Source organism: Kitasatospora sp. NPDC101176 (genome assembly GCF_044768035.1).
Lineage (GTDB): Bacteria > Actinomycetota > Actinomycetes > Streptomycetales > Streptomycetaceae > Kitasatospora.
Map to the genome: position 1 here is coordinate 95,912 of NZ_JBIWPA010000006.1, position 22,065 is coordinate 117,976.

At 72.9% G+C, this 22,065-nt stretch carries 14 protein-coding genes and 1 tRNA gene; 11 read left to right on the top strand and 4 right to left on the bottom strand.

Annotation, left to right across the window (positions count from 1 at the left end):
* Positions 1 to 406 precede the first annotated feature (406 nt).
* From rpoB to ACIRS1_RS12100, 11 genes are all read left to right on the top strand, one after another.
* Positions 407 to 3,883, top strand: coding sequence for a DNA-directed RNA polymerase subunit beta (gene rpoB / locus ACIRS1_RS12050; protein WP_360209173.1), 3,477 nt, complete (start codon positions 407 to 409; stop codon positions 3,881 to 3,883).
* A 98-nt stretch (positions 3,884 to 3,981) separates the two neighbouring features.
* Positions 3,982 to 7,875 (top strand): DNA-directed RNA polymerase subunit beta', encoded by a 3,894-nt coding sequence (locus ACIRS1_RS12055; RefSeq protein ID WP_360209170.1) that lies wholly within the window; start codon positions 3,982 to 3,984, stop codon positions 7,873 to 7,875.
* Between the two features lie 235 nt (positions 7,876 to 8,110).
* Positions 8,111 to 8,184, top strand: a tRNA-Met gene (locus tag ACIRS1_RS12060).
* A gap of 181 nt (positions 8,185 to 8,365) precedes the next feature.
* A complete protein-coding gene (locus ACIRS1_RS12065) occupies positions 8,366 to 9,037 on the top strand; it encodes a hypothetical protein (protein WP_402838762.1) in 672 nt (223 codons plus the stop codon).
* Positions 9,038 to 9,164: 127 nt separating this feature from the next.
* Positions 9,165 to 10,355, top strand: a complete 1,191-nt coding sequence (locus ACIRS1_RS12070) for a sensor histidine kinase (protein ID WP_402838764.1) — start codon at positions 9,165 to 9,167, stop codon at positions 10,353 to 10,355.
* Positions 10,352 to 11,032, top strand: a complete 681-nt coding sequence (locus tag ACIRS1_RS12075; protein WP_360209162.1) for a response regulator transcription factor — start codon at positions 10,352 to 10,354, stop codon at positions 11,030 to 11,032. Before ACIRS1_RS12070 ends, ACIRS1_RS12075 begins: the two co-directional genes overlap by 4 nt.
* A 144-nt stretch (positions 11,033 to 11,176) precedes the next feature.
* Complete coding sequence (locus tag ACIRS1_RS12080) at positions 11,177 to 11,785, top strand: hypothetical protein (protein ID WP_402838766.1); 609 nt, start codon at positions 11,177 to 11,179, stop codon at positions 11,783 to 11,785.
* A 159-nt stretch (positions 11,786 to 11,944) separates the two neighbouring features.
* Positions 11,945 to 12,688 carry a Sir2 family NAD-dependent protein deacetylase gene (locus ACIRS1_RS12085; protein ID WP_360209157.1) on the top strand — a complete coding sequence of 248 codons (744 nt, stop codon included), beginning with the start codon at positions 11,945 to 11,947 and terminating at the stop codon, positions 12,686 to 12,688.
* 171 nt (positions 12,689 to 12,859) lie between these two features.
* On the top strand, positions 12,860 to 14,074 hold the full coding sequence (locus ACIRS1_RS12090) for a cytochrome P450 (RefSeq protein ID WP_360209154.1): 1,215 nt from the start codon (positions 12,860 to 12,862) through the stop codon (positions 14,072 to 14,074).
* 18 nt (positions 14,075 to 14,092) lie between these two features.
* Positions 14,093 to 15,091: an ADP-ribosylglycohydrolase family protein gene (locus ACIRS1_RS12095; protein ID WP_402838768.1), complete on the top strand. Its 999-nt coding sequence runs from the start codon at positions 14,093 to 14,095 to the stop codon at positions 15,089 to 15,091.
* 50 nt (positions 15,092 to 15,141) lie between these two features.
* A complete protein-coding gene (locus tag ACIRS1_RS12100; RefSeq protein WP_402838770.1) occupies positions 15,142 to 16,461 on the top strand; it encodes a serpin family protein in 1,320 nt (439 codons plus the stop codon).
* Positions 16,462 to 16,542: 81 nt separating this feature from the next.
* Here the strand turns inward: ACIRS1_RS12100 and ACIRS1_RS12105 are convergent, their stop codons facing one another.
* The 4 genes from ACIRS1_RS12105 to ACIRS1_RS12120 form a co-directional block, all read right to left on the bottom strand.
* Complete coding sequence (locus tag ACIRS1_RS12105; RefSeq protein ID WP_402838772.1) at positions 16,543 to 17,655, bottom strand: ADP-ribosylglycohydrolase family protein; 1,113 nt, start codon at positions 17,653 to 17,655, stop codon at positions 16,543 to 16,545.
* 88 nt (positions 17,656 to 17,743) lie between these two features.
* A complete protein-coding gene (locus tag ACIRS1_RS12110; RefSeq protein WP_360209132.1) occupies positions 17,744 to 19,030 on the bottom strand; it encodes a DUF2786 domain-containing protein in 1,287 nt (428 codons plus the stop codon).
* 106 nt (positions 19,031 to 19,136) lie between these two features.
* Positions 19,137 to 20,774, bottom strand: a complete 1,638-nt coding sequence (locus ACIRS1_RS12115; RefSeq protein ID WP_402838774.1) for a transporter — start codon at positions 20,772 to 20,774, stop codon at positions 19,137 to 19,139.
* A complete protein-coding gene (locus ACIRS1_RS12120) occupies positions 20,771 to 21,589 on the bottom strand; it encodes an ABC transporter ATP-binding protein (protein ID WP_402838776.1) in 819 nt (272 codons plus the stop codon). Before ACIRS1_RS12120 ends, ACIRS1_RS12115 begins: the two co-directional genes overlap by 4 nt.
* Between the last annotated feature and the right edge of the window lie 476 nt (positions 21,590 to 22,065).

The following is a 22,065-nucleotide window of genomic DNA, read 5'->3' on the forward strand; positions in this document are numbered from 1 at the left end:
TCCGCCCGGTTGGTTCGCTGCTGGATGCATAACCAGCGGCTCCGGCGGGAAATGACTCCACGTGAGTTATGGGGCCCGGGCAGTGCCCGGGCCGGTGCAGTACCCGGTGGTCGTTCGCGGCCGCCGGCTACCGGGAGGAGTCTCCGATTCGGTTTCCGAATCAGAGCTGGACAGCAGTGTGCCCTTTGGCTACACTGTCCCTTTGCGCTGCCTGTTAGCTGCTCCGTGACTCGTCGCCCGGAGTTTGCGTTGCCCTGAAGGGGTCTGGCATCGCCTCCGCAAAGCGGCTCTGACCTGGGGTTTCGATCCCCGGCGGAGGCCAGTGGCGAGGGAGGCGGGACCAAGCCCAAGCAGGCCCGGCTGGTACGCGCGTAGTGAGCTCCGAGCCCTCGGAAGGACCCCCCTCTTGGCCGCGCCGCGCAACGCCTCGAACAATTCCGCCGCATCCACCGCCCCGCTCCGCGTCTCGTTCGCGAAGATCAAGGAGCCCCTCGAGGTCCCCAACCTCCTCGCCCTGCAGACCGAGAGCTTTGACTGGCTGCTCGGCAACGCGGCCTGGAAGTCCCGGGTCGAGGAGGCGCTGGAGAACGGTCTGGACGTCCCCACCAAGTCCGGTCTGGAGGAGATCTTCGAGGAGATCTCCCCGATCGAGGACTTCAGTGGGTCGATGTCGCTGACCTTCCGCGACCACCGTTTCGAGCCGCCGAAGAACTCCATTGACGAGTGCAAGGACCGCGACTTCACGTTCGCGGCCCCGCTCTTCGTCACGGCCGAGTTCACCAACAACGAGACCGGTGAGATCAAGTCTCAGACGGTCTTCATGGGCGACTTCCCGCTCATGACCCACAAGGGCACGTTCGTGATCAACGGCACCGAGCGTGTCGTCGTGTCGCAGCTGGTCCGCTCCCCGGGTGTGTACTTCGACTCCACCCTGGACAAGGTGTCCGACAAGGACATCTACTCCTGCAAGGTCATCCCCTCGCGTGGTGCCTGGCTGGAGATGGAGATCGACAAGCGCGACATGGTCGGCGTCCGCATCGACCGCAAGCGCAAGCAGTCCGTCACCGTGCTGCTCAAGGCGCTCGGCTGGACCAACGAGATGATTCTCGAGGAGTTCGGCGAGTACGAGTCCATGCGCAACACCCTGGAGAAGGACCACACCCAGGGCCAGGACGACGCGCTGCTGGACATCTACCGCAAGCTGCGCCCCGGCGAGCCGCCGACGCGCGAGGCGGCGCAGACGCTTCTGGAGAACCTGTACTTCAACCCGAAGCGCTACGACCTCGCGAAGGTCGGCCGCTACAAGGTGAACCGGAAGCTGGGCAACGCCGAGTCGCTGGACTCCGGCGTGCTCACCGAGCCCGACATCATCGGTGCGATCAAGTACCTGGTGAAGCTGCACGCCGGTGAGACCGAGTGGAACGACGAGACCGGCCGCGACATCGTGGTCGAGGTCGACGACATCGACCACTTCGGCAACCGCCGCCTGCGCAACGTCGGCGAGCTCATCCAGAACCAGGTCCGTACGGGTCTCGCCCGCATGGAGCGCGTCGTGCGCGAGCGCATGACCACCCAGGACGTCGAGGCGATCACGCCGCAGACCCTGATCAACATCCGGCCGGTCGTCGCCTCCATCAAGGAGTTCTTCGGCACCAGCCAGCTGTCGCAGTTCATGGACCAGACGAACCCGCTGTCGGGCCTGACCCACAAGCGTCGTCTGTCCGCCCTCGGCCCCGGTGGTCTCTCCCGTGAGCGCGCCGGCTTCGAGGTCCGTGACGTGCACCCCTCGCACTACGGCCGCATGTGTCCGATCGAGACCCCGGAAGGCCCGAACATCGGTCTGATCGGGTCGCTGGCCTCGTACGGCCGGGTCAACGCCTTCGGCTTCATCGAGACCCCGTACCGCAAGGTCGTCGACGGTGTCGTCACCGAGAAGGTGGACTACCTCACCGCCGACGAGGAGGACCGCTACGTCATCGCCCAGGCGAACGCGCCGCTGACCGCGGACCTGCACTTCGCCGAGCCGCGCGTCCTGGTCCGCCGCCGTGGCGGCGAGATCGACTACATCCCCGGCACCGAGATCGACTACATGGACGTCTCGCCGCGCCAGATGGTGTCGGTCGCGACCGCCATGATCCCGTTCCTCGAGCACGACGACGCCAACCGCGCGCTCATGGGCTCGAACATGATGCGCCAGGCGGTGCCGCTGCTGAAGAGCGAGGCTCCGCTGGTCGGCACCGGCATGGAGTACCGCTGCGCCGTCGACGCCGCGGACGTCATCACCGCCGAGAAGGCCGGTGTCGTCCAGGAGGTCTCGGCCGACTACGTCACCGTGGCCAACGACGACGGCACGTACACCACGTACCGCGCCGCCAAGTTCACCCGCTCGAACCAGGGCACCGCCTTCAACCAGAAGGTGCTCGTGGACGAGGGCGCCCGGGTCGAGTCCGGCCAGGTCCTGGCCGACGGCCCGTGCACCGACGAGGGCGAGATGGCCCTCGGCAAGAACCTGCTCGTGGCGTTCATGTCGTGGGAGGGTCACAACTACGAGGACGCGATCATCCTGTCGCAGCGCCTCGTGCAGGACGACGTCCTCTCCTCGATCCACATCGAGGAGCACGAGGTCGACGCCCGTGACACCAAGCTCGGCCCCGAGGAGATCACCCGGGACATCCCGAACGTCTCCGAGGAGGTCCTCGCCGACCTCGACGAGCGCGGCATCATCCGCATCGGCGCCGACGTCGTCACCGGCGACATCCTGGTCGGCAAGGTCACCCCGAAGGGTGAGACCGAGCTGACCCCGGAGGAGCGCCTGCTCCGCGCGATCTTCGGTGAGAAGGCCCGTGAGGTCCGCGACACCTCGCTGAAGGTGCCGCACGGTGAGTCCGGCAAGGTCATCGGCGTCCGCGTCTTCGACCGCGAGGAGGGCGACGAGCTGCCCCCCGGCGTGAACCAGCTGGTCCGCGTCTACGTGGCCCAGAAGCGCAAGATCACCAACGGTGACAAGCTCGCCGGCCGCCACGGCAACAAGGGTGTCATCTCCAAGATCCTCCCGGTCGAGGACATGCCGTTCCTCGAGGACGGCACCCCGGTCGACATCATCCTCAACCCGCTGGGTGTCCCGTCCCGAATGAACCCGGGACAGGTCCTGGAGATCCACCTCGGGTGGCTCGCCAAGCAGGGTTGGGACGTCTCCGGCCTCGCCGACGAGTGGGCCCAGCGCCTGCAGGCGATCGGCGCCGACACCGTCCAGGGCGGCACCAACCTCGCCACCCCGGTCTTCGACGGCGCCCGCGAGGACGAGATCACCGGTCTGCTGGACAACACCACCCTCACCCGCGACGGTGAGCGCCTGGTGAACTCCACCGGCAAGGCCCGCCTGTTCGACGGCCGCTCCGGCGAGCCGTTCCCGATGCCGGTCTCGGTCGGCTACATGTACATCCTCAAGCTGCACCACCTGGTCGACGACAAGCTGCACGCCCGCTCGACCGGCCCGTACTCGATGATCACCCAGCAGCCGCTCGGTGGTAAGGCGCAGTTCGGTGGTCAGCGCTTCGGTGAGATGGAGGTGTGGGCCCTCGAGGCGTACGGCGCGGCCTACGCGCTGCAGGAGCTGCTCACCATCAAGTCCGACGACGTGCTCGGCCGCGTGAAGGTCTACGAGGCCATCGTCAAGGGCGAGAACATCCCCGAGCCCGGCATTCCCGAGTCCTTCAAGGTCCTCATCAAGGAAATGCAGTCGCTCTGCCTCAACGTGGAGGTGCTGTCCTCGGACGGCCAGTCCATCGAGATGCGGGACTCCGACGAGGACGTGTTCCGCGCCGCCGAGGAGCTCGGCATCGACCTGTCCCGGCGCGAGCCGAGCAGCGTCGAAGAGGTCTGACGGAGGTGGGGCCGGCTGCCCGCGCAGCCGGCCCACCCCCAGGCCCCCCTCAGACCACATGAACGACTCTCGACTTACGAAAGAGGGCTTGACGACCAGTGCTTGACGTCAACTTCTTCGACGAGCTCCGCATCGGCCTGGCCACCGCCGACGACATCCGCCAGTGGTCGCACGGCGAGGTCAAGAAGCCGGAGACCATCAACTACCGCACCCTGAAGCCCGAAAAGGACGGACTCTTCTGCGAGAAGATCTTCGGCCCCACCCGGGACTGGGAGTGCTACTGCGGCAAGTACAAGCGCGTCCGCTTCAAGGGCATCATCTGCGAGCGCTGCGGCGTCGAGGTGACCCGCGCCAAGGTGCGCCGCGAGCGGATGGGCCACATCGAGCTGGCCGCCCCGGTCACCCACATCTGGTACTTCAAGGGTGTCCCGTCCCGCCTGGGCTACCTGCTGGACCTGGCGCCGAAGGACCTCGAGAAGGTCATCTACTTCGCCGCCTACATGATCACCTGGGTCGACGACGAGCGCCGCCAGCGCGACCTGCCGTCCCTGGAGGCGCACGTCTCGGTCGAGCGCCAGCAGATCGAGAACCGCCGCGACTCCGACCTCGAGGCCCGCGCCAAGAAGGCCGAGACCGACCTCGCCGAGCTGGAGGCCGAGGGCGCCAAGGCCGACGTGCGCCGCAAGGTGCGCGAGGGCGCCGAGCGCGAGATGAAGCAGCTGCGCGACCGCGCGCAGCGCGAGCTGGACCGCCTCGACGAGGTGTGGGCCCGCTTCAAGAACCTCAAGGTCCAGGACCTCGAGGGCGACGAGCTGCTCTACCGCGAGCTGCGCGACCGCTTCGGCACCTACTTCTCCGGCTCGATGGGCGCGGCGGCCCTCAAGGACCGCCTCGAGACCTTCGACCTGGCCGAGGAGTCCGAGCGCCTGCGCGAGATCATCCGCACCGGCAAGGGCCAGAAGAAGACCCGTGCGCTCAAGCGCCTCAAGGTCGTCTCGGCGTTCCTGCAGACCACCAACAAGCCCAACGGCATGGTGCTGGACTGCGTCCCGGTCATCCCGCCGGACCTGCGTCCGATGGTGCAGCTGGACGGTGGCCGCTTCGCGACCTCCGACCTGAACGACCTGTACCGCCGCGTCATCAACCGCAACAACCGCCTGAAGCGGCTTCTCGACCTCGGCGCGCCCGAGATCATCGTGAACAACGAGAAGCGCATGCTCCAGGAGGCCGTCGACGCGCTGTTCGACAACGGCCGCCGCGGCCGTCCGGTCACCGGCCCGGGCAACCGCCCGCTGAAGTCCCTCAGCGACATGCTGAAGGGCAAGCAGGGTCGTTTCCGCCAGAACCTGCTCGGCAAGCGAGTCGACTACTCGGCCCGTTCGGTCATCGTCGTCGGCCCGCAGCTCAAGCTGCACCAGTGCGGTCTGCCCAAGGCCATGGCGCTGGAGCTCTTCAAGCCGTTCGTGATGAAGCGCCTGGTGGACCTGAACCACGCGCAGAACATCAAGTCGGCGAAGCGCATGGTCGAGCGCGCCCGTCCGGTCGTGTGGGACGTCCTCGAAGAGGTCATCGCCGAGCACCCGGTCCTGCTGAACCGTGCGCCCACCCTGCACCGCCTCGGCATCCAGGCCTTCGAGCCGCAGCTGGTCGAGGGCAAGGCCATCCAGATCCACCCGCTCGTCTGCACCGCGTTCAACGCGGACTTCGACGGTGACCAGATGGCCGTCCACCTGCCGCTCTCCGCGGAGGCGCAGGCCGAGGCCCGCATCCTGATGCTGTCCTCGAACAACATCCTGAAGCCGGCCGACGGTCGCCCCGTCACCATGCCGACCCAGGACATGGTGCTCGGTCTGTTCTTCCTCACCTCGGACCGCGACAACGTGAAGGGCGCCGGCCGCACCTTCTCGTCGACCGCCGAGGCGATCATGGCCTTCGACGCCCGCGACCTGGACGTCCAGGCCCCGATCGAGCTGCGCCTGCAGGCCGGCACCGTCCCGCCGCGCGGCTGGACCCCGCCGGTGGACGAGGAGGGCCAGTCCACCTGGTTCGACGGCGAGCCGTTCCGCCTGACCACCACCCTGGGCCGCGCGCTCTTCAACGAGCTGCTGCCCGAGGACTACCCGTTCGTCGACTACGAGGTGGGCAAGAAGCAGCTCTCCGCGATCGTCAACGACCTGGCGGAGCGCTACCCCAAGGTCGTCGTCGCGGCGACCCTGGACAACCTGAAGGCGGCCGGCTTCCACTGGTCGACCCGTTCGGGTGTCACCGTCTCCATCTCGGACGTCATCGTCCCGCCGAGCAAGCCCGCCATCCTGGAGGGCTACGAGGCCAAGGCCGAGAAGGTCCAGAAGCAGTACGAGCGCGGTCTGATCACCGACAACGAGCGCAAGCAGGAGCTCGTCGGCATCTGGACCCAGGCGACCAACGAGGTCGCGGACGCCATGGCCGCGAACTTCCCGAAGACGAACCCCATCTTCATGATGGTCGACTCGGGCGCCCGTGGAAACATGATGCAGATGCGCCAGATCGCCGGTATGCGTGGTCTGGTGTCGAACGCCAAGAACGAGACCATCGCGCGACCCATCAAGGCGTCGTTCCGTGAGGGTCTGTCCGTGCTGGAGTACTTCATCTCCACCCACGGTGCCCGTAAGGGTCTGGCCGACACCGCCCTCCGTACCGCCGACTCCGGTTACCTCACCCGTCGTCTGGTCGACGTCTCCCAGGACGTCATCATCCGCGAGGAGGACTGCGGCACCGAGCGCGGCCTGAAGCTGGCGATCGGCTCCGTGGGTGCGGACGGCGTGCTGCGCAAGGCCGACGACGTCGAGACCAGCGTGTACGCCCGCATGCTCGCCGAAGACATCACCATCGACGGCAAGCTGCTGGCCACCGCCAACACCGACCTCGGTGACGTGCTGATCGACGAGCTGATCCGGCACAACATCGCCGAGGTCAAGACCCGCTCGATCCTGACCTGCGAGTCGGCCGTCGGCACCTGTGCCATGTGCTACGGGCGCTCGCTGGCCACCGGCAAGCTGGTCGACATCGGTGAGGCGGTCGGCATCATCGCCGCCCAGTCCATCGGTGAGCCCGGCACCCAGCTGACGATGCGTACCTTCCACACCGGTGGTGTGGCCGGTGACGACATCACCCAGGGTCTGCCGCGTGTCGTCGAGCTCTTCGAGGCCCGTACCCCCAAGGGTGTGGCCCCGATCTCGGAGGCGCAGGGCCGGGTCCGCATCGAGGACACCGAGAAGACCCGCAAGCTGGTCGTCACGCCGGACGACGGCACCGACGAGATCGCCTACCCGGTCTCGAAGCGCGTCAAGCTGCTGGTCAGCGAGGGCGAGGCGGTCGAGGTCGGCCAGAAGCTGACCATGGGTGCCACCAACCCGCACGACGTCCTGCGCATCATGGGCCAGCGCGCCGTCCAGATCCACCTGGTCGCCGAGGTCCAGAAGGTCTACAACTCGCAGGGTGTGTCGATCCACGACAAGCACATCGAGATCATCATCCGGCAGATGCTCCGCCGCGTGACGATCATCGAGTCGGGCGACGCCGAGCTGCTCCCGGGCGAGCTCGTCGAGCGCGGCCGCTTCGAGCAGGAGAACCGTCGCGTGGTCTCCGAGGGCGGTCACCCCGCCTCCGGCCGTCCGCAGCTGATGGGTATCACCAAGGCCTCGCTGGCCACCGAGTCCTGGCTGTCGGCCGCCTCCTTCCAGGAGACGACCCGGGTCCTCACCGACGCGGCGATCCACGCCAAGTCGGACCCGCTGCTGGGCCTCAAGGAGAACGTCATCCTCGGTAAGCTCATCCCGGCCGGTACGGGTCTGCCCCGCTACCGCAACATCCGGGTCGAGCCGACCGAGGAGGCCAAGGCCGCCATGTACTCGGCCGTCGGCTACGACGACTACGACCTGTCGCCCTTCGGCGCCGGCTCCGGCCAGGCTGTCCCGCTGGACGACTACGACTACGGCCCGTACACCGGCTGAGTCCCCCTCTCCGCCCGGTGACGGGCGGGAGGCCGGTCCAGGTGTCACCGACCGCGGGGCGGTCACCCCTCAGGGGGTGGCCGCCCTGCGGCGTTCCCCGGCTCTGCGGGGCGCCGCCGCAGGGTCGTGAGGGGCCGGCGCGAGCCCGGCGCGAGCCCGGGGAGGGGCCGGGGCGGGGCCCGGGAGCAACCGGTTAGGTGATTCGGCCGCAGTGGCGTAAGGTCGTGTTCACCGACGCGGGGTGGAGCAGCTCGGTAGCTCGCTGGGCTCATAACCCAGAGGTCGCAGGTTCAAATCCTGTCCCCGCTACTCGTTCGAAGGGCCCGGAGGCATCACGCCTCCGGGCCCTTCGGCGTTCCCAGGGGAGGGACGGGGGCGCTCCCCCGTGCGGGGGAGGCGCGGGAACCGCTCCGCCGGGGGAGGTGGCGGAGCGGGCCGCCGCGGGAGGCTTCCGGAGCCGGGACGACGGGGCTTTCGAAGGGGGCCGGAGATGAAGCGGGTGCTGGGCGCGGTGGCGATCACGGGGGCCGTGCTGGCGGGGATGTCGGCCTGCCTGCCGGGGGACGACCAGGAGCACCGGACGGTGCGCTACCGGGTCTCCGAGCCGGTGCGGGAGCTGGTGGTCGACGCGCACACCGGGGGGATCGTGGTGACCGGCGGTGGCGACGCGGTGCAGGTGGTCGAGGAGCAGAACTACCGGGGCGACGCCCCCGCCACCACCCACGAGGTCAGGGACGGCGTGCTGCGGCTGACCTACGACTGCAGCGGCTGCGGCGTCGGGTACACCGTGCGGGTGCCGGCCGGGACGAAGGTGCGGATCGAGCAGGAGACCGGCGGGGTGCGGCTGGTCGGGCTGGCCGGCGAGGTGCAGGCGCAGGTGCGCACCGGCGGGGTCGAGGCCACCGGGCTGACCTCGAAGAACGTCCGGCTGAGCACCGGGACGGGCGGCGTGCGGGCCGACTTCGCGGCCGCGCCGGACACGGTGGAGGCGACGGCCTCGACCGGTGGGGTGCGGGTCCGGGTGCCGAACGGGGCGGAGTACGCGGTGGACGCCCGGGCGGGCGCCGGCGGGGTGGAGGTCGGGATCCCGTCCCGACCGGGGGCCGCGCGCAGCATCACCGCGCGGACCGGGGCCGGCGGTGTGACGGTCGACGGTGCCTGAGTCGGAGCGGGCCCGGCCGGTGCGCTCCGCCGCGGCCCGGCCCGTCCGGGCCGTTCCGGAGGTGCTGCCGGTAGGGCATGATCTTCTCCGCGGGGGCGGCGCCCCCGGCTACGGGGGAGGGCCGAGGGTGGTGGGAGCGGCGCGCTGGCGGAACTGGTCCGCGGGGCTGAGTCCGTACGTGCTGGACTCCGCGCTGGCGGCGGCCTCGGCCGCTATCTCGGTCTGGGCGGTCTACAACGACGACACGGCCTGGCCGGGGTGGGTCTACCTGGTGGCCGTGTCGACCGCGCTGCCACTGCCCTGGCGGCGCCGGGCGCCGCTCGGGGCGCTCGCGGCGAGCAGCGTGGCCTTCGTGACGCTGTCCGTGGTGGCGCACTCGGCGAACCCGCAGGTGCCGCTGGCCGGCGTGATCGGCCTCTACACCGTCGCCGAGCGCTGCTCGGAGCGGGCCCGCTGGGCGGTGCTGGCGGCGGTGGTGGTCGGCAACGTGGTCGGCACCCACTCGCCGAACGGCATGCTGTTCAGCCTGCTCACCTCGGTCGGCTCGTTCGTCTTCGGCTCGCTGGTGCGGGCCCAGCGGCGGCTGGCCCGGCTGGAGGCCGAGCGGGCCCGGGAGGCGGGGGAGCGGGTGGCCAGCGAGGCCGGGCGCGCGGTGGCGGAGGAGCGTGCCAGGATCGCCCGCGAGATGCACGACATCCTGGCGCACGCCGTCTCGCTGATGGTGATCCAGGCGGAGGCGGGGCCGCTGGTGGTGCACGGGGATCCGGAGCGGGCGATCCGCGCCTTCGACACCATCGCCGACACGGGCCGCGACGCGATGGTCCAGCTGCGGCGCGTGCTCGGGGTGCTGAAGGAGCAGGGGGCCGGCCCGGAGCTGGCCCCGCAGCCCCGGCTGGCCGAGCTCGCCGCGGTCGCCGAGCGGGTGCGCCGGGCCGGGCTGACGGTGGAGCTCGAACTGGCCGAAGGGCTGGCCGCGGTGCCCGCCGACGTCCAGGCCACGGCGTACCGGATCGTGCAGGAGGCGCTCACCAACACGGTCAAGCACTCCGGTGCGGACCGGGTGGCCGTGCGGGTGCGGCGGGCCGGCGAGGTGATGGAGCTGGTGGTGTCCGACAACGGCCGGGGGCTGCCGGTGGCCGCCGCCGGCACCGTGGCGGGCTGGTCCGGCGGCCGGGGCCTGGTCGGCATCCGGGAACGGGCGGCGGCCTGCGGCGGGCGGGCCGAGGCCGGGCCCGGGCCGGGTGGCGGCGGTTTCCTGGTGAGTGCCCGGCTGCCGTTGGGGGCGGCGGGCGTGGTGGTGGAGGAGGCGGGCGGATGAAGCCGATCAGGGTGGTCGTCGCGGACGACCAGGAGCTGGTGCGGGCCGGGTTCGGGATGATCCTGGACGCGCAGCCCGACATCGAGGTGGTGGCCGAGGCCCGGGACGGCGCCGAGGCCGTCGAGGCGGTCCGCACCCACGGCCCGGACGTCCTGCTGCTGGACGTCCGGATGCCGGTGATGGACGGCCTGGAGGCGGCCCGCCGGGTCTGCGCCGAGTTCCCGGCCACCAAGGTGATCATGCTGACCACCTTCGACGCGGACGACTACGTCTTCGACGCGCTGTACGCCGGCGCGAGCGGCTTCCTGCTCAAGGACGTCCGGCGGGACGACCTGGCCCACGGGGTGCGGATGGTGGCCTCCGGCGAGGCGCTGCTCGCCCCCTCGGTGACGCGGCGGCTGATCGGCGAGTTCGCCGCCCGCCGCCCGGGCGCGCCCGAACGGGCGGTGCGGCCGCCGTCCCGGCTGCTGGAGCAGCTGACCCTGCGCGAGCAGGAGACCCTGCGGCTGCTGGCGCGCGGACTGTCCAACGCGGAGATCGCGGCCGAGCTGGTGGTCAGCGAGCACACCGTGAAGACCCACGTCAGCAACGTGCTCGGCAAGCTGGGGCTGCGGGACCGGGTGCACGCGGTGGTGTTCGCGTACGAGGCCGGCGCGGTGGTGGCCGGGGAGTCCTGAGGCGGCGGCCGGGCGGGCCGCGGCCGGTGCTCCCCCGTGCGGGGGAGGCGGCGGGTTCACCGGTGCGGGCGATCCGTGACGAGGGGGTCGGCGGACAGCATCGGTGGGGTCGGAACGGACCACGGATCACCGCAGGAGCCCAGGATGAACCGCCTTCGCACGCACCGCCTCACCCCGTACGCAGCCGTCGCCGCCCCGGCGCTGATGGCGCTGTACGGCGGCATCCGGCTGGTCCCCGGCTCCCGGGCCCCCGGGCTCGGCTGGACGGCCGGCCACACCGCGATGTTCGCCGGCCTGCTGCTGTTCGCCCCGGTGCTGGTGGCCCTGCGCGGGCTGCTCGCCCCGCGCTCCGCCGCAGGGCGGGCCGCGGCCGGGGCGGCGCTGGGGACGGCGTTCGCGGGCCTGGCGTGCTCGCTGGTGCAGATCGGGATCGACCTGTACGTGGGTGTGGTGGCGGCCGGCAAGGCCGATCAGTCGCGGCTGTTCGACCGGGTGCAGGGCGTGCCGGGGGTGCTGCCGCTCGTCTACCAGGTCGGTCCGCTGCTGTTCTACGTCGGCCTGCTGGCGCTGCTGGTCGCCGCGGCGGTCGGCCCGGCCCGGGCGCTGCGCTGGTGGAGCCCGGTGCTGATGCTGGTGGGCACCGCCGCCTCGGGGGTCGACCTGGCGCTGATCCCGGTGGCGGCCGTCTGCTACCTGGTGGCCCTGGCCCCGCTGGTCCGGCCCGGCACGGTGCGCCGCGCGGCCCTGGCCTGACCGCGGTGGGCCGGTCCGGACGGGTGCCCGCTCCCGCAGGGGAGGAGCGGGCACCCCTCCGGGCCGTCCGGGCCGTGCCGGGGCCGGTCCGCGGTGGAGCCGGCACCGCGTGCGGATACTCGGTGGCGGTGCCGGCGGCCCCGGCCGTACCGTCCGGGCATGACCACGAAGCGCCCCCTGATCGCCGTCCTCACCGGCGCGGGCATCTCGACCGACTCCGGCATCCCCGACTACCGCGGCCCGCAGGGGCTCTGGCAGCGTGACCCGTCGGCCCAACGGATGGTCACCATCGGCCCCTACCTGGGGGATCCGGAGGTGCGCCGCAGGGCGTGGGTGATGCGAGCCGAGGCGGGCGCGCTCGGGGCCGAGCCGAACGCCGGGCACCGGGCGCTGGTCGAGCTGGAGCGTTCCGGCCTGCCGCTGCGGGTGCTCACCCAGAACGTGGACGGGCTGCACCAGCGCTCCGGACTGCCGGCCCGCAAGGTGCTCGAACTGCACGGCACCGCGCGGGAGGTGCAGTGCGTGGGCTGCCGGGCGGTCGGCGCGATGGAGCAGGCGCTGGAGCGGGTCGCGGCGGGGGAGCCGGACCCGGCCTGCCGGGAGTGCGGGGGAGTGCTCCGGCCGCGGACGGTGATGTTCGGGGAGTCGCTGGACCCGGTGGTGCTGCAGCAGGCCGACGCCGTCGCCAGGGCCTGCGACCTGTTCATCGCGGTGGGCACCAGTCTGCAGGTCTACCCGGTCGCGGCACTGCCGCAGATCGCGCGGGAGTCCGGTGCCCGGCTGGTGGTGGTGAACGGCGAACCGACGCCGTTCGACGAGGTCGCCGACGAGGTGGTCCGGGAGCCGATCTCCACGGCGCTCCCCGCGCTGGTGGCGAAGCTGCTGGCGGAACGCCCCCGGTGACGTCCTGACGCCGTGGGCCCGACGTCCTGACGTCCTGACATCTGGCGTTCTGACGCCCCGGCGTCCTCGGCGGTGCCCCCGGTGACGCCCTCCGGATCACCCCTGGACGCGACGGACCGCGTGCGTACGATGATCCTTCCGGTTCCCCTCACGGCCTGGAGCGACCGAGCGATGACGACGACGGCGAAGTTCGACCCCTGGTCGGCGGCGTTCGTGGCCCACCCCTACGACGCGTACGCCGAACTGCGCGAGCACGCACCGGTGACGTTCTTCGAACCCACCGGGCAGTGGCTCGTCTCCCGCCACGCGGACGTCAGCGCGCTGCTGCGGGACCGCAGGCTCGGCCGCACCTACACGCACCGCTTCAGCCACCAGGAGTTCGGCCGCCCCGAGCCCGACCCGGCGCACGAGCCCTTCCACACGCTCAACGACCACGGGCTGCTCGACCTGGAGGCCCCCGACCACACCCGGATCCGCCGGCTGGTCTCCAAGGCCTTCACCCCGCGCATGGTCGAGGGCCTGCGGCCGACCGTCCGGCGGCTCGCCGGAGAACTCGTCGACGACCTGCTCGCGGCCGGCGGCGGCGACCTGATCTCCGCCGTCGCCGAGCCGCTGCCGGTCGCCGTGATCGCCGAGATGCTCGGCGTGCCGGAGGCGGACCGGCACCTGCTGCGGCCCTGGTCCGCCGACATCACCGGCATGTTCGAGCTCAACCCGACCGAGGAGGCGGCCCGCCGGGCCGTCACCGCGAGCACCGAGTTCTCCGACTACCTGCGCGCCCTCATCCGCGAGCGCCGCACCGCCCCCGGCACCGACCTGATCAGCGCGCTCATCCAGGCCCAGGAGGGCTCGGACGCGCTCAGCGAGCAGGAGATGGTCTCCACCTGCGTGCTGCTGCTCAACGCCGGCCACGAGGCGACCGTCAACACCACCGGCAACGGCTGGTGGGCGCTGTTCCGCAACCCCGGCGAACTCGCCCGGCTGCGCGGAGCCGTGGACGAGCTGCTGCCCACCGCCGTCGAGGAGCTGATGCGCTGGGACACCCCGCTGCAGATGTTCGAGCGATGGGTCCTGGAGGACGTCGAGCTGCACGGCGTCACCGTCCCGCGCGGCTCCGAGATCGCCCTCCTCTTCGGCTCCGCCAACCGCGACCCGGCCCGCTTCACCGACCCCGACCGCCTCGACCTCGCCCGCGCCGACAACCCCCACGTCACCTTCGGCGCCGGAATCCACTTCTGTCTCGGCGCCCCGCTCGCCAGACTGGAGCTCACCGAGTCCTACGGCACGCTGCTGCGCCGGGCCCCGGGCCTGCGGCTGAGCCGCGAGCCCGAGTGGAACCCGGGCTACGTGATCCGGGGGCTCGGCGAACTGCTGGTCGAACTGTAGGGAAGCGGGGAGAGGGCCGTGGGCAAGGCGACGGGGGCGCTGCTGGGGCTGGCGATCGGGGACGCGATCGGCCGGGTGACGGAGTTCCGGACGGTCGAGATGATCGCGAACGACTGGCCCGACTGGCGCCGGCTCCCGCTGCCCGCCAGGGCGCTGGTCACCGACGACACCCAGATGACGCTGGCCCTCGGCCGAGGCCTGCGCACCGCCCTGGCCCGCGGGCCGCTGACGCCCGTGCGGCTGGCCCGGCCGGTGCGCGAGGAGTTCGTCGACTGGTGGCGGTCGCCGGAGAACAACCGCGCCCCCGGGATGACCTGCCTGCGCTCCTGCGAGCGGCTCAGCCGCGAGGAGTACCGCTGGCAGCAGGCGAGCGACGTCGGCTCGAAGGGCTGCGGCGCCAACATGCGGGTCGCCCCGGTCGGGCTGGTCCCCGGACTCGACGCCCGCACGCTCTCGGGCGCCGCACAGCTGCAGTCCGCCCTCACCCACGGTCACCCGACCGCGCTCGCCGCCAGCGACCTCACCGCCCTCGCCGTCCGCCGACTCGCCGAAGGGGTCCGGCCCGCCGACCTGCCGGCGGTGCTGCGGGCGCACGCGCTCGCGAGCCGCGAGCGGTACGACGGCTTCTGGCTCGGCGACCTCGCCGAGCACTGGCACGGCGGCTCGCCGCAGGACGTGATCGCCCGCGGCTGGGACGACTGCCTCCGCGTGCTCGACCGGCTGGACGCCGCGCTCGCCGCACCCGACGTCGAGGCGGACCCGTGCCTGGCCACCGGCGAGGGCTGGATCGCCGAGGAGGCCCTGGCGACCGGGCTGCTCTGCTTCCTGCTGCTGCCGGACGACCCGGTCGCCGCCGTCCGGCGGGCCGCCTACTCCAGTGGGGACTCCGACTCCCTCGCCTGCCTCACCGGCGCCTTCGCCGGAGCCCACCAGGGCGGGTCGGTCTGGCCGGCCGACTGGGTCGGGCGGATCGAGCACCGGGACGAGCTGCTCGCCCTCGGGGCACTCTGGGACTGAGGCCCCCGGAGCGGGCGGAACCGGCTGCCGGGGCGGTGCGTCGAAGGGCCATGACGAACCGCAGCAGCGCAGGGCACCACCGCTCCCGCCGTCCGGCCGGGCTGCTCCTCGCCGCCGTGCTGGCCGCCGGGCCGGCGCTGGCCGGGTGCGGCAGCACGGCGTCGGACACCCCGACCGTCCGGGTCACGGCGTCGTCCGTCCGGCCGACCGCGGACCCGGCCCGGTCGGCCGCGGTGGCGGCCGGGACCAGCGCCTTCGGGGTGGACCTCCTGCACGCGCTCTCGGCGCCACCGGACGGCGCGGGGCGCAACCTGGTGCTCTCCCCGTCGGGGCTGGCGACCGTGCTCGCCATGCTGCTCCCGGGCGCCCGCGGCGCGACCGCCGACGAACTCGGCAAGGCCCTGCACAGCGGGCTCGACGCGCGCCAGTACGCGCTGGTGACCGGGGCGCTGGTCCGCCCGGTCCCGGCCACCGACAAGCTCACCCTGCGGCAGACGGACGACCTGTGGACGCAGCAGGGCCTGACCGTCGACCCGGCGTACCTGGACACCCTCGCCACCGCCTTCGACGCCGGAGTGCACCCCGTCGACTTCGCCAAGGACCCGGCGGGCAGCCGCCGGCTCGTCAACACGGCGGTGGAGAAGGCCACCGAAGGGCGGATCAAGGACCTGTTCGGCGAACGGCAGATCACCTCCGACACCCGGCTGGTCCTCACCGACGCGCTCTACCTGAAGGCGAAGTGGGCCACCGCCTTCACCCCCGCGAAGACCTCCGACCGGCCCTTCCACACGCTCGACGGCTCCGCGCCGGCGGTCGCCACGATGGCCCGGACCGGCACCCTGCGGTACGCCGAGGGCTCCGGAGGCATCGTCGGCGAACCCTGGCAGGCCGTCGAACTCCCCTACGCAGAGGGCGGGTTGGCGATGGATCTGATCGTCCCGGCGCAGGGCGGCTTCACGGCCTTCACCAAGGGCCTGGACCAGCCCCAGCTCGACCGGATCCTCGGCGCGCTGGAGGAGCGGTCCGTCGACCTGACCCTGCCGCGCTTCCACTTCGACACGAGCTCGGACCTCACCTCCGCGCTGCGCGCGCTCGGCGTCCGGGCGGCCTTCGACGCCCCGGACTTCAGCGGCCTGGCCAAGGAACAGCTCGGCCTGAGCACGGTGGTGCAGAAGGCCACCGTCGAGGTCACCGAGGACGGCACGGTCGCGGCCGCCGGCAGCGGCGCCGGGGTGGGCGTGATGGCGGCGCCGGCCGCGCCGGAGGCCGTCGAGCTGCATGTCGACCGGCCGTTCCTGTTCCTGGTCCGCGACACCGCCGACGGGCGGCCGCTCTTCCTCGGCCAGGTCACCGACCCGCAGGCGGGGTAGCGCTCATCCGCGGCCGCGGCGGGGCTCACCGGGCAGTGCACTCCCGCCAGTGCCGTCCCGCCAGTGCCCTCCCGGCAGGGCTCACCCGGCGGGGTAGCGGCCGCCGAGCGCCGGGTGGGCCGGGTCCCGGCTGCCGAACAGCACCAGCAGGTCGTCGGCCACCCGCAGCAGTTCGGCCCGGCCTTCGATCGCCCCGGTCCACTCGGCGGGCAGCGCCGACGCGCCGTACGCGGCGCCGACCAGGTTGCCGCAGACCGCGCCCACGGAGTCGCTGTCCCCGGAGTGGTTCACCGACAGCCGCAGCGCGGTGCGCACCGGGTCGGCGTCCAGGGTGGCCGCGAGCAGCGCGTACACGGCCATCCCCAGGCACTCCTCGGCGATCCAGCCGAGCCCCACCCGCTCCACCGCCTCCGCCGAGGGCTGCGACTCCTGGGCCACCCGGACGGCCCGGGCCAGCGCCTGCACCGTCTCCTTCGAGGCCGGCAGCTCCCGGATCTGCTCCACGGTCTCGCCGACCGCGGCCCACGGCTCCGTCCCGGTCGCCAGCCGCTCCACGAGCGCCGCGAAGGCGCCCGCCGCGAGGTAGCCGGTCGGGTGCCCGTGGGTGAGCTGGGCGCACTGCACGGCCAGTCCGAAGGCCTGCTCGACGCCCAGCCGGGCCAGCCCGAACGGCGCCGAGCGCATCACCGTGCCGCAGCCCTTGGAGTGCGGGTTGATCGGACCCGGCCGCCCGATCGTCGACGGTGCCTCGAACACCGGGTGCTCGGACACCCCGCTCAGGCAGGCGTTGCCCGGTGCCCGCCGCGCGTACAGGAAGGGCTGCTGCAGCAGCCAGCCGTCGTACGGGTGGGGCTGCGGTGCGGCGTCGGGCTTCCCCTGGTACTGCGTCAGCAGCCAGCGCCGGTACGCGCCGTGGACGGCCTGCGGCACCGATCCGCCGCCGCCGGACCAGCCGCGGACGAAGCCGCGGATCAGCCCCTCGGCGGTGAAGAGGGTCATCTGGGTGTCGTCGGTGACCTCGGCCGGGTGGGGCCCGCCCGGCAGCCCGGTCACCCCGTCCGGGCCGTACCGCTCCTGGATCTGGTGGAGCTGCTGGAACTCCACCGGCCAGCCCAGTGCGTCACCGACGGCCCCGCCGAGCAGCGCCCCGCGCACCCGGTCCCGGTACCCCGACTCGGCCGCCGACTCCGTCACGTCGATCCCCCTTGGTTCGTGGCGGCCTCCGTTCTATCAGTTCCGGCGATCTCCCCGGCCCGGCGCCGGCCCGGCGCCGGCCGGGCGCTCAGGCCCGGCCGCGGATCTCCCCGGAACGCCCGTGCAGGGCGGCGCGGTCGGCGGCGGCGCGCCCGGCCGCCCAGCCCTCGCCGTCGCTCACCCGGACCCGCTGGGAGACGAGCTTCGGGAACAGCCGGCCGACCTCGTCGTCCACCGCCTCGGAACGGGCGGCGAGCGCGGGCAGCAGCCGGGCGTCCGGCAGCAGCTGCTCCTCGGTGCCGTCCTCGCGCAGGTGCCGACCGGCCGCGGCGGCACTGGTGGTCCGCTCGGTGGCGGCGGTCAGCCGCTCGCGGATCCGCGCCGCGTACGCGACCAGGAAGGACTGCCGGAACGCCTTGCTGCGGGAGTCCCGGCCGGAGCCGGCCTTGTTGAGCGCGTGGGTGGCCTGCACCAGCAGCGAGGTGTAGAGCAGCTCGACGCCGTCCAGGTCGCCGTCGAAGCCGACGACGGTGCAGAAGCCGAACTCCTTGGCCCACACCACCCGGCAGCGGTTGGCCGCCGCGACGGCGTCCAGCAGCATCGTCTTGGGGCCCTCGTACGGGTTGTCCACGCCGATCCGCAGCGCCGCCGGGGTGTCCCGGTCGGAGCCGGCGGCGGCCAGCAGCGCGTCGTCGATGCTGTGCTGGGCCATCAGCTGCTGGGCCTTGGCGGTGAGCGCCTCAGCCTCCTCCGGGTACTCGGTGGACTCGGCCTTCGCCAGCAGCGCCCGGATCCGGGCCAGCATCCGCGGCTCCCCGGGCACCGGCCCGTCGCCGCGCTCGGCCCGCGGCCGCCGGCCGGGCGCCGGGCCGACCGGGGCGATCGGCGGCAGCCGGCCCCAGGTCCGCAGCAGCTCCAGGGCCGCCGTGGCGAGTGCGAAGCGGTCCAGCCGGTGCCGGTGGGCGAAGGCGCCGAGGTACTGCTCGTCGCCCGGCCACCACACCTCGGCCTCCAGCTCGCGCAGCTGCTCCTGCCAGCGCCGGTCGAGGGCCGCCGCGGGGTGCCGGCGGCCCTCCGCGGCGATCAGGTCGACGGCGAGGGCCAGGTGGACGGGCTTCAGCCCGCGCCGGACCACCCGGACCAGGTCGGCCGGGCGCCACCCGGCGGACCAGCAGCGGCCGACGGCGGCGTCCGCGTGGCCGAGCAGGGCCCGGCTGACCTCCGGCCACTGCGCGGCCGAGGCGGCGAGCAGCGAGGCCCCGGTGTCCAGTGCGAGGTCCAGCGCCTCGTCGGGGACGGTCAGGACCGACCGCACGGCCTGCTCCAGCAGCGGCCCGGCGCCCCCGTTCCCGCCCTGCTGCGCGCGCTTGCCCACGGTGTGCCCCTGCTTCCCTCGACGGTCCGGCCCTCCCGCCCATGATGCCGGAGCGCCCGGCCTCCCCGAGGGGGCCGGGCGCTCCGCACGGGCCTGAAGGCGGGTCCTAGCGTTCGACGGCCTTGGCGAGGATCTCCGGCGCACGCTCCAGCAGCCGTCGGGCCGCGAAGCGGACGCCGAGCACGGCGACGAGGGCCCCGTAGAGCGGGCCGAGCGGCAGCAGCGGCCAGGTCGGGCCGTCGGAGAGCAGCGCCCAGGCCAGGTAGCCGCCCACCGGCAGGGCGAGCACCGCCACCCCGACCATCGAGCCGAACTGGTTGACCAGCAGCAGCCCGCCCTGCCCGGGGGCGGCGTTGCGCATCGGGTTGCCGTCGGCCGGCATGGTGTACGGCGCGAGCACGCTGAGCGTCGCGCCGAGTGCGACGCCGCAGCCGAGCAGCGCCAGTGCCAGGCCGACCGCGGACGGCAGGCCGGCCCAGTCGCCGGTGACGGAGGCCAGCAGGAGCCCGAGCACCAGCGTCACCGGGACGGCGTAGGAGAGCACCGCGTAGGCCCGGCCGCGCAGCTCGTCCCGGGCGTCGGCCGGGGTGAGCAGGGTCGCCGCGACCATCCAGAACGCCGAGCCGTCCATGCCGAACAGGTTGAGCATCTGCAGCCCGAGGAACATCCCGGTCATCGCCAGCAGGTAGACGCTCGGCCAGCCCTGGACGACCGACAGCAGGCAGATCACCACCGTCATGCCGATGCTGGTGAACACCGCGGCCTTGGCGCGCGGCTCGCGCCAGGCGTACCGGAGGTGGCGCTGCATCGCCGCGCCGACGCGGCCGTCGGGCAGCAGGCGCCAGCCGCCCGTGCCGCGCACCCCGCGGGCCACCTCCAGGGTCGAGGAGTCGGCGGTGACCATCAGCTCCTGGAGGCTGGCGCGCCACCAGTGCAGCAGCAGGGCGAGCAGCGCCCCGGCCGAGGCGAGCTGGAGCAGTGCCAGCCCGTACCGGCCCTCGCCGGCGGTGCGGGCCGCGTCGGCCGCGCCGATCGGCGGGATCCACCGCAGTACCGAGGCGATCGGGGCCAGCGGGCTGAGGTCGAGGTGCTGGCCGGGGCGCCCGAAGACGCTCTGCGAGCCGACGTTGGCGGCCTGGGCGAGCAGGGCGAAGAGCAGGCCGCCGAAGATCGCGAAGTCCTTGCCGCGCCGGCTGGAGAGCATCCGGGCGTTGCCCGCGGCCACCGCGCGGGAGAGCGTGACCAGGCAGAAAACGGCGAGCGGCACGCCGACCACGGCGGCCGCCGCCGAGGCGGCGCCGTCGGCGCCGGACAGCGCCGCGCCGGTCACCAGCACCAGGCTGACCACCGGGCCGGGCCCGATCAGCGCGGCCAGCAGCGACCCGCGCAGCAGCGGGCCGGGCCGCAGCGGCAGCATGGTGAGCCGGGTCGGGTCGGCGCTCTCGTCGCTGGAGAACAGGAACAGCGGCAGTGCGGCCCAGCCGAGGGTGAGGACGCCGAGCAGCATCACCCCGGCGTCCCCGGAGCCGGCGAACCGCCCGTTCAGCAGGGCCAGGGCGAGGGCGATGCCGGCGGCGAAGGCCAGGCCGACGACGCCGCCGACGACGTACACGGCCGTCCGGCCGGGGCTGCGGCGCAGGCCGTTGCGCAGCAGCCGCAGCTTGAGCGCGACCAGGGCGCGGACGACGGTGCCGCCGTCGGGCACGCCGGCGGTGCGGGCGGAGGCGGTGGCGGTGGTGGTCACCGGTCGCCGCCGGTCCGGCCGCCGCCGAGCCAGCCGAGCGCCTGGCCGTCGTCCTCGCGCACGCCGATCAGGTCGAGGAAGGCCTCGTGCAGGCTGCGCCCGTCGCGGACGGCGTCCAGCGGGCCCTGGGCGATCACCCGGCCGGCGTTGACCACGGCGACCCAGTCGCAGAGCTGCTCGACGAGCTCCATCACGTGGCTGGAGAAGACCACCGTGGAGCCGGCCGCGGCGTACCGCTTGAGCACGCCGCGGATGGTCTGCGCGGAGACCGGGTCGACGCCCTCGAAGGGCTCGTCGAGGAAGAGCACGTCGGGGTTGTGCAGCAGGGCGGCGGCCAGGCCGATCTTCTTGCGCATGCCGGTGGAGTAGTCGGCGACCAGCTTGTCGGCGTCCCGGGCGAGGTCCAGGACGGCCAGCAGCTCCTCGGCCCGGCGGTCCACCTCGGGGCCGGGCAGGCCGCGCAGCCGCCCGTTGTACTGGAGCAGTTCGCGGCCGCTGAGCCGCTCGAACATCCGCAGGCCCTCGGGGAGGATGCCGATCCGGGCCTTCACCGCGACGGGGTCGGCCCAGACGTCGCCGCCGTGGACGAGGACGGTGCCCTGGTCGGGCCGGAGCAGGCCGGTGACCATGGACAGGGTGGTGGTCTTGCCGGCGCCGTTCGGGCCGACCAGGCCGATGAACGCACCGGCGGGCAGCTCCAGGCTGAGTCCGGCGACGGCGGCCTGCCCGCCGAAGTGCTTCCACAACCCCTGGATGCTGACGGCGGGCGGAGGGACGGATCCGGGTCGGTCGGACGGCGGCGCTGACGCCTGCATGGCGGCCTTCTCTGTTCGTGGTCGGTCGTCTTCTGGCCCAGCCTGGCACCGGCCGAACGGGCTGTCGCCCGCTTTGAGCATCCCCTGAGCGACTGGGCCGAACGAGGGGGCGCGCCGTGTCCGCGGCGGGTTCCGGCGGGTGCGCCGCGGCGCCCCGGCACCCGGCGGGCCGCCGCCCGGGAGGGGCCGCGGGCGGAGCGGCCCGGGTGGCGGCGGCCGTCCGGCTGTGGTAGAGCGGTTGGAGGGCGGCCGGACACCGGGTGGTCGTGCGCGGGACACTCCCGCGACATCCGGCCGATGGCCGCGACCTGCGGCGTTGCATTTGTTTTGACCGCGCCCGATGCGCTAGGTACGCTCTGACCTTGTGCCTGGGGTGTCCCCGGGTCCTTGTGCGTGCATGCACACCGGTCGCCGCGCCGAGCCGGAGCGCCTTCCAGCGCCCCGCGCGTTGAGCGCCGTCGCTGTACATCAGCCAT